Source organism: Microcystis sp. M049S2, assembly GCF_020245625.1.
GTDB classification, from domain to species: domain Bacteria; phylum Cyanobacteriota; class Cyanobacteriia; order Cyanobacteriales; family Microcystaceae; genus Microcystis; species Microcystis ichthyoblabe_A.
In genome coordinates, this window is the sequence record NZ_JADBUN010000118.1 from 1 (window position 1) to 9,148 (window position 9,148).

Below are 9,148 nucleotides of genomic sequence, written 5' to 3' on the forward strand. Positions count from 1 at the left end.
CCTTATTCTCCCGAATTCTCTCCTATTGAAAACTTTTGGTCAAAAGTGAAAGCGATGTTAAGAAAACTGAAGGCGAGAACTTACAAAGACTTAATAGAAGGGATTGAATTGGCTATGTTAGAAGTTACTCAAAAAGATATTTGCAATTGGTTTACTCACTGTTGCTACTGTACCTCATAAGTCAGAGAATTGCTATATCATGCTAATAAAGCAGGAAATAGAGCGATATCTAGCAGCCGAACAAACTGCCTATAAACAACTCGCCAAACAACATTATCAAAAAAAAAACAACCCATAGAATGACCAAAATTGGTCTGTAGTTAGATTTGGTGCTAAAATAAAGGGATATTCGCCATCGGGCAGGAAAAAACTTTTCAGTCCCTGAGAGAAACTGTCAGCCTACTTTTGATACGAGGTGTGCCATGCGCGATCGCCAATCGACCCCCGACACCAAATCCCATCACTCCCAGCCGACCAAAGAACGGGAAACCCAGAGGACAACTGCCCAACAAGAAGACCTGGTGACTCAACAAGACCCCCTGACACAGACCATGAGTCGGATTGGGAGTGCTCCCTCTGCCAAAGTCCATGCTAACTTGCTCAGTCGGGCGACCGCAGACCACCTGGCCCGCGGCCGCCAACTGATGCTCCAGATGCAACGGCAGTACGGCAACCGCTACGTCCAACGGGTGGTGGAACTGTCTCGCCAAGGAGCCGGAGAAACCGAAGCCACCCCAGAGGTGGAAGCAACAATTGAACAGGCGCGGGGTGGAGGGCGATCGCTTGATACTGGCATCCAGCGGCAAATGGAATCCGCTTTTGGCACCAATTTCAGTGGGGTGCGCGTGCATACTGACAGCACGGCTGATGCCCTCAATCAATCCCTCAGCGCTCGTGCCTTCACCACGGGACAAGACATCTTTTTCCGTCAGGGCGAGTACAATCCAGGTAGTTCTAGTGGCAAAGAATTACTGGCCCATGAGTTGACCCATGTAGTGCAGCAAACGGGGACTGTGCGCGGTAAATTGGCGATCGGGGAAGCAGGCGATCGCTACGAACAGGAAGCGGACAAGGTAGCATCAGAAGTCTTACAAAGACTCGATGCGCCAGCAGCGGTACAGCGACAGGAAGCAATAGAAGAGGAACTCCAGGCGAAACCAGAGATTACGGCACTGCAACGCCAGGAAGAACCAGACGAGGAACTTCAGGCGAAACCGAGTATTTCTGCACTCCAACGCCAGGAAGAAGCGAAAAATCCCAATCAAACGGGATTACCCGATGAACTGAAAGCAGGAGTTGAGAATTTATCGGGCTATTCCTTAGATGATGTCAGGGTTCATTATAATTCGTCTAAACCTGCTCAGTTACAGGCTTTAGCTTATACCCAAGGGACGGAGATTCATGTTGCGTCGGGACAGGAGGAACACTTACTCCATGAAGCAAAGAATAAATCCACGATTCAACTGGGCGTATATAAAGAGGGAGGCAAACAGTCACAACCTGTACCTCAACAAGCTAAAACAATTGCAAAGTATGTAACGACTAAAACCAGTATCCAACCAGGAGGAAGGAATTATATAGCAAACATACAAGGTCGAGGCTTCCCTGGGTTTAAATGGGGGAAAAATGAGTACGCAGGTGGTCGAGTTTTTAACAATAACGCACAGCCTGATGACTCCAGGCTACCATATGCGAACGGACAAACGTATCAAGAATGGGATATCTATCCTTGTCTAGCTGGTAACGCAAGAAACGCTTTGAGAATAGTAACCAGTAGTGACGGCAAATTCTATTACACACACAATCACTATGCTGATTTTACTGAATTCAGTATCTAAAAGTATAGAACCCATAAATTATGATGAGGTGCATTAATGGTCAGTGTAGAAATTGAATTAGCAAAAATCAACGATTGGGAATCTTTCCACGAATGTTTTGCGATTGCTATGGGTTTCCCAAAATTTTATGGTAAGAACATGAATGCTTGGGAAGATTGTATGTTAGACATATCAAGGCCAACTACACAGGGGATGACCAAAGTAGCTGTACCACAAGGAGAAGATTTAGTGTTAATTTTGTCAGATGCAAGCGAATTTCTGGAGCAGCATATGGAAATCTTCACAGCCTTGCTAAATTCAACGGCGAATGTTAATCGTGCAAAAATATCAATACCGGGAGCAAGTAAAATCCTGCTTTTGTTAGTGTAGTGTGATCGCAGACGAGTGTAGTGGACTGACACAGTGCGATCGCCGAGCTTGTAGGGTGCGTTAATGAAATGTAACGCACCAAATTAATGATTATTCATCATTATTGTCTGATGTTTGGAATGGCTATTAATGCGATCACCAATATGGGATTTCTTCATATATTATACCGATATTCTGTGCGTTACGCTTCGCTAACACACCCTACATTTTTGTGGTTAATCATCCCAACAGCCTAAAGGTTTTTCCTTTCTTTCCCCTTTTCCCCAATCGGCAGGATAAACTTAATCAAGAACAGCCTTAATTTTTGCTAAAACCTCCTGAACAATAGCTAAAGGAACCTGTTCAACAAAGCGATATTGACGAGCCTGAAAATCCAACGTTTTAAGCTGATCCGTCCGAATTGCTCCCGTTGTTTGAGTTCCACTTCCATCAAGCGAAACCTCAAAAGCCCATCCTCTTTGAGTATTCGTAATAGGACAAGCCCAAAGCGTTTTTGTTTTAGCATTAAAAGCTAATGGACTAACAACAAAAGCAGGTCTGCTTCCCGCTTGTTCATGACCTTTCGTTGGGTCAAAACTAATAAAAATAATATCTCCTCTGTCGGGAATTTTTACCATAGCTCCCTTCCCACAGGCGACGCTTCTAACCACTCCTGATCTTCTGAACTTTGAATCAAATCATCAGGCATTCCTGCCAACAACTCATCAAGACTGTAATGGGGCGCAGACTTAGCAATCGTAATCTGATTTCCTTCGATGTTGATACTGACTGAAGAACCAATCGGTAATTGTATTTGCTCTAACAAATCGGCTGGTATCGCAATGTGAGGAGAACCGTTAATATCTTTCACTGTAGTGATTAACATAAGAATTAATTACCGTATGGGGACTGTATGCTTCAATTATAAAGGGATAACATAGCATCTTGTAGTGGACTGTTTCAGCTAATTTGGTGCAATAGATTCTCCCGATTGCTCCTCCTCAAACACAGGATAAAGATGTTTCAGCTTGACCCTAGCATCGCTGGTCGTAAACGTCCATATTACTGTAGATGCAGTCTGATTACGTTCTTTTTGCCAGGTTTCTATCTCCCTTTTCAGTTCTTCCTTGCTAGAAATCCTTCTATCTAAACATTGCCTCGATAAGACGCTTAGTTCAGTTTCGGCTACATTCGCGATTAACGGTTCTTCTTCCGATGGCTGAGTGCCATACAGGTCAAGGACAACTTCCATCTGGGCAACAAATCGGGCTAAATCCTGTTCCAGAATACAGTATCTTTGGGTTTTCCAAAGGCCTAATTGGTTTTTTTTAGAGTACGCCACACCGTTGGACTGGAAATCTCGGCTTTGGGCGGCGGCGGCTCCATCAACTTTTGCCGGAGTGGGGGGAGTTTTTCTCGATTTCCGTTCTAATGCTGGTTTTTCGCCTTTTTGAAGAAATCTTTGACGAATACGTCACACTGTATTTCTATGGATCTCTAAAGCTTCGGCTATTTCTTCATCTGTCCATTTTCTTTTCGCCTGTTCTCCCTCGTCACACATCAGCAAAATCCGAGCGTGGAGAATTTTTTTAGCTGCTGCATAGCCATTACGACTGATTTGTTCGAGGTTTTCTCTTTGTTCCCCTGTTAGATTGACTTTATCTCGCCAACCTCTTCCCATTAAAATGTCCTCTGCTTGTTCGAGCTATTGCCCTATTTTAGTTGAAACAATCCACTACAATATCTACAAGATCAGCTTACTTTGGCTCGACTTTGAGAACTTTTTCTGTAACCAAACGAACACCAACCGGTGCAAAGGGTTCAACGTCAATTGTCACCATATAGCTGATCCCCGCTTTCATCCGTCCGTCAAGCGCTCCCCAAAAATCCCAAGCATTTGGGGTGCGTTCGGGTTGGGAAACCCAGGCACGCAGAGGTAGAGATTGATTGACTATTTGCCCCTTGAGGACTTCCTTTGGCAAAACTGGATAGCTCAATAAGGTCTTCAAAATATTACCTAACAGTTGATGTTCGTCGGCGACATCGGTTGTCCAAACGGTGATGAGATAGGATAAATCAATGCGAGTGGGGGCAATTTCTTCGGTTCCTGTGGTTCCGTTACGAGTGAGATACCGCTCATTGCTTCGTAACTCTTGATTCTCCCGAATGTCGTAGAGAAAACAGTTAATCGTAGGCTTAGTCGGCTTGGGATTCCAGTCGTCTTTATTCGGCACTTCAAACTTAATATCGATCGCGGTAGGATCGAGAGGCACTTTTTGCACCAGCAATTCTTTAAGCGTATCGTCGAGATCTTGGATCATTGAATTTTCCCCATTAACTTGATAATGTTATTATTGGACTTAATTCGGCGTTCCCCTTTGGCTAGGAACTAGGGCGATGGGCGCACGCAAACGGAATATTTTTCCAGTTATTTTTGGGCAAATTGCCAAAACTCCTCTTCCCCAATCAGTCTTCCCATCTTCTGAAACTCCCGCTTAGTTGCTTGCAGTAGATGTTTCATCGTCACACACTGGCTGTTTTCTGCGGCGAGGAAGGCAGCCGCCAGGGCGATATTACGAATATTACCTCCTGCCAGCTTGAATTGCCGCGCCATGCCTTCGAGATCCACATCGGCTGCCAGCGGTGTCTGTTTGGGCCAGATGCCTTGCCAGATTTGCAGGCGGTAGTCGGCTTCGGGAAAGGGAAACTCGACAATAAAACGAATGCGCCTGGTGAAGGCTTCATCCAAGTTCTGCCGGAAATTGGTAGTTAGGAGCGTCACCCCTTCGTATTCCTCCATTTTCTGCAACAGATAGGCAATTTCAATATTAGCGTAGCGATCATGGGCATCCTTCACCTCGGAGCGCTTGCCAAAGAGAGCATCTGCTTCGTCAAATAAAAGGATGGCATTGGCACTCTGGGCGGCGGAAAAGATCCGCTCCAGGTTCTTTTCCGTCTCGCCAATGTACTTGCTGACTACTTGGGAGAGGTCGATCTGATAGAGGTCGAGGTGCAACTCCTGGGCGATGACCGCCGCCGCCATTGTCTTACCCGTACCAGGTGAGCCAGAGAAGAGAGCATTTAGCCCTTTGCCGAGGGAGAGTTTCTGCTCGAAACCCCACTGACCACAGACGAGGTGATGGTATTTGACCTGATTGCAAATTTCTTGGAGTTGAGTCAGTCCCTCGGGCGGGAGGATCAGATCGGTCCAGGTGGAGCGAGGGGAAATTTTGCGGGCGAGGGAAGTCAGAGCTTGACCTGAGTGGGCGCGAGCAGCAGCCAACAGGTCTTCTAAGCTTAAGGCACGAGGGGGTTCCTGGGATGCTTGGGCCGCTTGCCAGCGAGCCTGGTGCTGGGCTGAGGCGACTGCATCGCCAATTTGTTCAGGAGTGAGGCGGAAACGGTCAGCGAGGGTATCTAACTCCTGGGCCGGTCGGCTAATGCCAGATTGGGAGAGATAGGCTTGCCAGTTGTCCCGACGTTGGGCAAAGTCGGGTAGGGGAAAGGAGACGGGAAGAATCGTGCGGGTGGAGCCGGGGATGTCTGACAGGGTTGGCCCTACTCCTCCGAAGATGGCAATGCTGGGAAATTGGGCGCTCGCCTCCCACAGGCGCTGATAGTTGTTTACCTGCTCTTGGGAACCCAGTGCGTCGATTCCCTGGAGATACAGCACCGCATCTTGAAACTGGGCTTCTCGCAAGAGCAGGGGCAAGATTGACTCTAGCTCGGTTTTCGCGGCGATCGCTGTGGCGATGTCTGCTACTAGCAGCTTCATGCCTAACTTGAGGGCGATCGCTTCTGCTGCTTGGCGCTTTCCCACTCCCTGGGGACCGTGAAAGTAAAGGTGTAAAGGCTGATTGGCTTGTTTCGCCTGGAGTGCCAAAGCGTTTAGCGCTTGCTGGATTTTGGCATCTAACAACGGTGACGACCGTTCTCCCCTGGGGCCGACTAGCTCACAGAATGTTGCCAATCGGGAGTCGAGTCCCTCCTGTCCCAGCAGGTAGCGGACTAGCTGCTCATCAGGCTTGAGGTAGCAAGCAAGTAAGGGCGGCTGCACCTGATGGGGGTCGGCCAACAGATGGAGCAGTCGATGGCGGAGTAGGGGCGCTTCTGGGGCAACCCTAGACCTTTGCCACAGCTTGGTTGGGGCTGAAGAACACAGCAGGTTGAGGGCGAGATCTACTGTGGGTCGCCTGCGAGTTACGTCGTCCTGGAGGTAGGCGTAAAGCCTTTCGTAGCGCAGGTCGAGTTCGGGAGCGAGGGCAATCACGAGTAGCGCTAGGTCGAAGACGGACAGGTCAAAGGTTTGTCTGAGCCAGTCTAGGCGGGATGCTTTGTCGGCTAACTCAGAAAAGGATGGCTCCCAAGCTTCTCCTCCAAGTTTCAGGACAGGCTCTCCTGGCTGGCGCACTAACAATTGCTCTACATCTTCCTGCGTGAGATAAAGACCTTGATAGGCTTCAGTTGCTGGGTCTTTAGCATAGGTTGCTTGAGCGGCAACTACTGCTTTTTCTAGCAGTTTGTCTAACCACTGCAAAGCTGGTAACAGATTTTCCAACCATGCCTTACTAGCCTCGATAACCATAATAAAAACCACAAAGACACAGAGGACACAGAGTTTTTTTGAATGTTAAATACTTCAGTTGGTTTGAGAGAGAGATTCTACTATTTCAACACCGTCAAGATTTTCTTCTTCCTCAGTTTTAGCGAGCAACTCTTCTAATACTTGAATAGCGCCACTGATGCGAAGCATGGTAGTCCTTAGATTCGACTCTTGTGCTTCTAAATCAGCTAACATTTTTTGACCAGATTCATATTCTACTTTGAGTTCTTCGAGGCGTTCTTTGATTTGTTTTTTCATAGGAATAATGCGTTGGAAAAATTTGCTTCTAACCTAGATCATAACATAAAAGCTGATTTTGCAATGGTTTGGCAGATTAATTATCGCCGATTTCATAAATTATCTACTCTCCTAGATCTTTATTGATGATAGCATGGTATAAGATGCCTAAAATTTTGTTGATGTCTTTAATATAATACTCACTCAAATCAATCTCAACGGTTTTACCTACAAGTTTTAAAAATCTCCAGATAGTTCCAATTGTCACGACTCCGTAAATGACAGAAATTTCATTACCTTCCTGTTGGTTGAAGATTTGAGCGGCGATTGCTTCAGCAATACACTGACCAAATCCTGAGTTTAAGTTTTCATTTTTCGCCTCAACAATTGTGATAATCGGCTGACGAATAAATAACTGTTCTGGATTTTTACTGATAATAAAGTCGCAAATACCGTTCAAGCCTTGGCTGAAATCCACAGTAAAGTCAACCCCAGAAAATAGACTAATTTGGTGTTTTAATTTTCTTCGCAACTCTAATAAGACAGGAGCAATAATCATTTCTGAACGAGCTTTTTCGGTGTTGATAGCTACTGCTAAATCGACTGTTTCTTGGAGAGTTGTCATTAAATATTCACTACCCTCTACTTCTGGAATAGAGGCGAATAATTCAGAGTTTTCCTGAATGGTTAAATCAAAAAGTTTTACTAATTCATCTAACTTGAAATTGCTATAAGCCATTTACACTCACCGCCTTTTATTGTTCAAATAAAATTCTGATAAACACCACAGAGCCACAGAGGACACGGAGTTTTTTTGTTGTGGTAAATCACTCGGTTCTGATATGAGTCGTAAAAGGTGGTGAGACAGGTTTTACACAATCCTAATCATTAGACCTCTCCAATAATTGTCGGAATAAGGGTTGAAGCCCTTACTACGGGTTCCGATTAAAAATCTTTTCTGGAGATGTCTATTGAGCTAAATCAGGAAAAATTTTCTGTCCAGATTCCTATTTCAGATTTAAGTTCTTGATAGTCCTTCATAGTCATTATGCCTCATCCCAATTGTTGTCCCCATCCCAAGATATCCGTTTATTATTACCATGATACGCATTCGATAAGTAAAAAACTACTCGGTCTCTTTCTACACTTATTGTAAAAGTATTACCGTTATTGGTAATTGTCAAATGTCCTCCATCAATATGCAGTTTTTGTTGTGGATTATTAGTTCCTATTCCCACATTACCACTGGGTTTAATTCTCATTAGTTCTTTACCTTGAACGTCTCCTCCGGCTACATTAATAAATCTCAAGTCATCTTGTGTATTATCACCCCAAGCAATTACCGCATCTTTTCGGTCACTTCCTTCATCTTTTAAGCCAATAAATAAACTATCAGTATCCCAATTGATCTTGATTCCTTTTTGCATCCAATCACGATTTCCGCCAGTATTTCCGGTAAAAGGTGTATCGCCAATTTCTAAGATATTTGTTACTGATAAATTACCAGTAACGCTGACCTTGCCCAAAGCATCGATCATTAGTCTTGGTTGGCCAGTAGTAAAAAACTTAATCCCTCCAAAGCTACTTAACCAAGCTGTTGGTCCGTTAGTCTGCCAGCTATCCCGAAACCATCCCAGAGAGTAATGTCCAATAGACTTGTTATCGTAGGTAAATCTATCTTGGCTTTGGCAGCCAAAATAGGAATCAAATGTTATAGACAAGTTACCATTGATGCTGTAAGAACCCGTTAAAGTTCCCGAAGTAATTTTCTCGGCTGATAAGTTAGGAATACGTTCAACATTTAACGTCCCTGAAGTAATATTTACCGCATCAATTCTACCCAGAAATGAGGTAGCTTTGATATTGCCATTAACCTCCAATCTTTCGCTAGGAGGGGCGGTGGTGGCAATACCGACCTTGCCCGTAACAGTGAGATTATTTTGAATCGTCAGCGCCCCCGTCATCGTATCCCCGGCTGTTCTCACGACTCCCGTTAAGGTTGAACCATCTCCGAGAAATGAGGTAGCTTGGACACTGCCTGATGGTTCAATAATGAACATAGGAGTTGTTCCAGCACCTCCATCAGAGTAGAAGAGAAAAGGAGCATTTTTAGTCACAAATC

At 45.2% G+C, this 9,148-nt stretch carries 9 protein-coding genes and 3 pseudogenes; 3 read left to right on the forward strand and 9 right to left on the reverse strand.

Annotated elements, in window-relative coordinates; translation table 11 throughout:
• The 3 genes and pseudogenes from IM496_RS10080 to IM496_RS10090 form a co-directional block, all read left to right on the forward strand.
• Positions 1–180 (forward strand): annotated as a pseudogene (locus tag IM496_RS10080) (IS630-like element ISMae26 family transposase); the annotation flags it as partial.
• A 242-nt stretch (positions 181–422) separates the two neighbouring features.
• Positions 423–1,838, forward strand: coding sequence for an eCIS core domain-containing protein (locus tag IM496_RS10085; protein WP_287661848.1), 1,416 nt, complete (start codon positions 423–425; stop codon positions 1,836–1,838).
• 36 nt (positions 1,839–1,874) lie between these two features.
• Positions 1,875–2,207 carry a barstar family protein gene (locus IM496_RS10090; RefSeq protein ID WP_287661850.1) on the forward strand — a complete coding sequence of 111 codons (333 nt, stop codon included), beginning with the start codon at positions 1,875–1,877 and terminating at the stop codon, positions 2,205–2,207.
• Between the two features lie 281 nt (positions 2,208–2,488).
• Here the strand turns inward: IM496_RS10090 and IM496_RS10095 are convergent, their stop codons facing one another.
• The 9 genes and pseudogenes from IM496_RS10095 to IM496_RS10130 form a co-directional block, all read right to left on the reverse strand.
• Positions 2,489–2,824: a type II toxin-antitoxin system PemK/MazF family toxin gene (locus IM496_RS10095; protein WP_194017827.1), complete on the reverse strand. Its 336-nt coding sequence runs from the start codon at positions 2,822–2,824 to the stop codon at positions 2,489–2,491.
• Positions 2,818–3,072 carry an AbrB/MazE/SpoVT family DNA-binding domain-containing protein gene (locus tag IM496_RS10100; RefSeq protein ID WP_194017825.1) on the reverse strand — a complete coding sequence of 85 codons (255 nt, stop codon included), beginning with the start codon at positions 3,070–3,072 and terminating at the stop codon, positions 2,818–2,820. The genes IM496_RS10095 and IM496_RS10100 overlap by 7 nt, the downstream gene beginning before the upstream one ends.
• A 78-nt stretch (positions 3,073–3,150) precedes the next feature.
• A pseudogene (locus IM496_RS10105) lies at positions 3,151–3,867 on the reverse strand (helix-turn-helix domain-containing protein).
• Positions 3,868–3,943: 76 nt separating this feature from the next.
• Entirely contained in the window at positions 3,944–4,507 is a 564-nt protein-coding gene (locus tag IM496_RS10110) for a Pvc16 family protein (RefSeq protein ID WP_194015655.1), read from the reverse strand.
• 107 nt (positions 4,508–4,614) lie between these two features.
• Entirely contained in the window at positions 4,615–6,105 is a 1,491-nt protein-coding gene (locus tag IM496_RS10115; RefSeq protein WP_287661851.1) for an AAA family ATPase, read from the reverse strand.
• Positions 6,106–6,156: 51 nt separating this feature from the next.
• Positions 6,157–6,771 (reverse strand): annotated as a pseudogene (locus IM496_RS22705) (ATP-binding protein); the annotation flags it as partial.
• A gap of 54 nt (positions 6,772–6,825) precedes the next feature.
• Entirely contained in the window at positions 6,826–7,047 is a 222-nt protein-coding gene (locus tag IM496_RS10120) for a hypothetical protein (RefSeq protein WP_287661852.1), read from the reverse strand.
• 103 nt (positions 7,048–7,150) lie between these two features.
• On the reverse strand, positions 7,151–7,765 hold the full coding sequence (locus tag IM496_RS10125) for a hypothetical protein (protein WP_287661853.1): 615 nt from the start codon (positions 7,763–7,765) through the stop codon (positions 7,151–7,153).
• Between the two features lie 307 nt (positions 7,766–8,072).
• Positions 8,073–9,148, reverse strand: a 1,076-nt coding sequence (locus tag IM496_RS10130) for a hypothetical protein (protein WP_287661854.1), incomplete at its 5' end; no start/stop codon positions are given.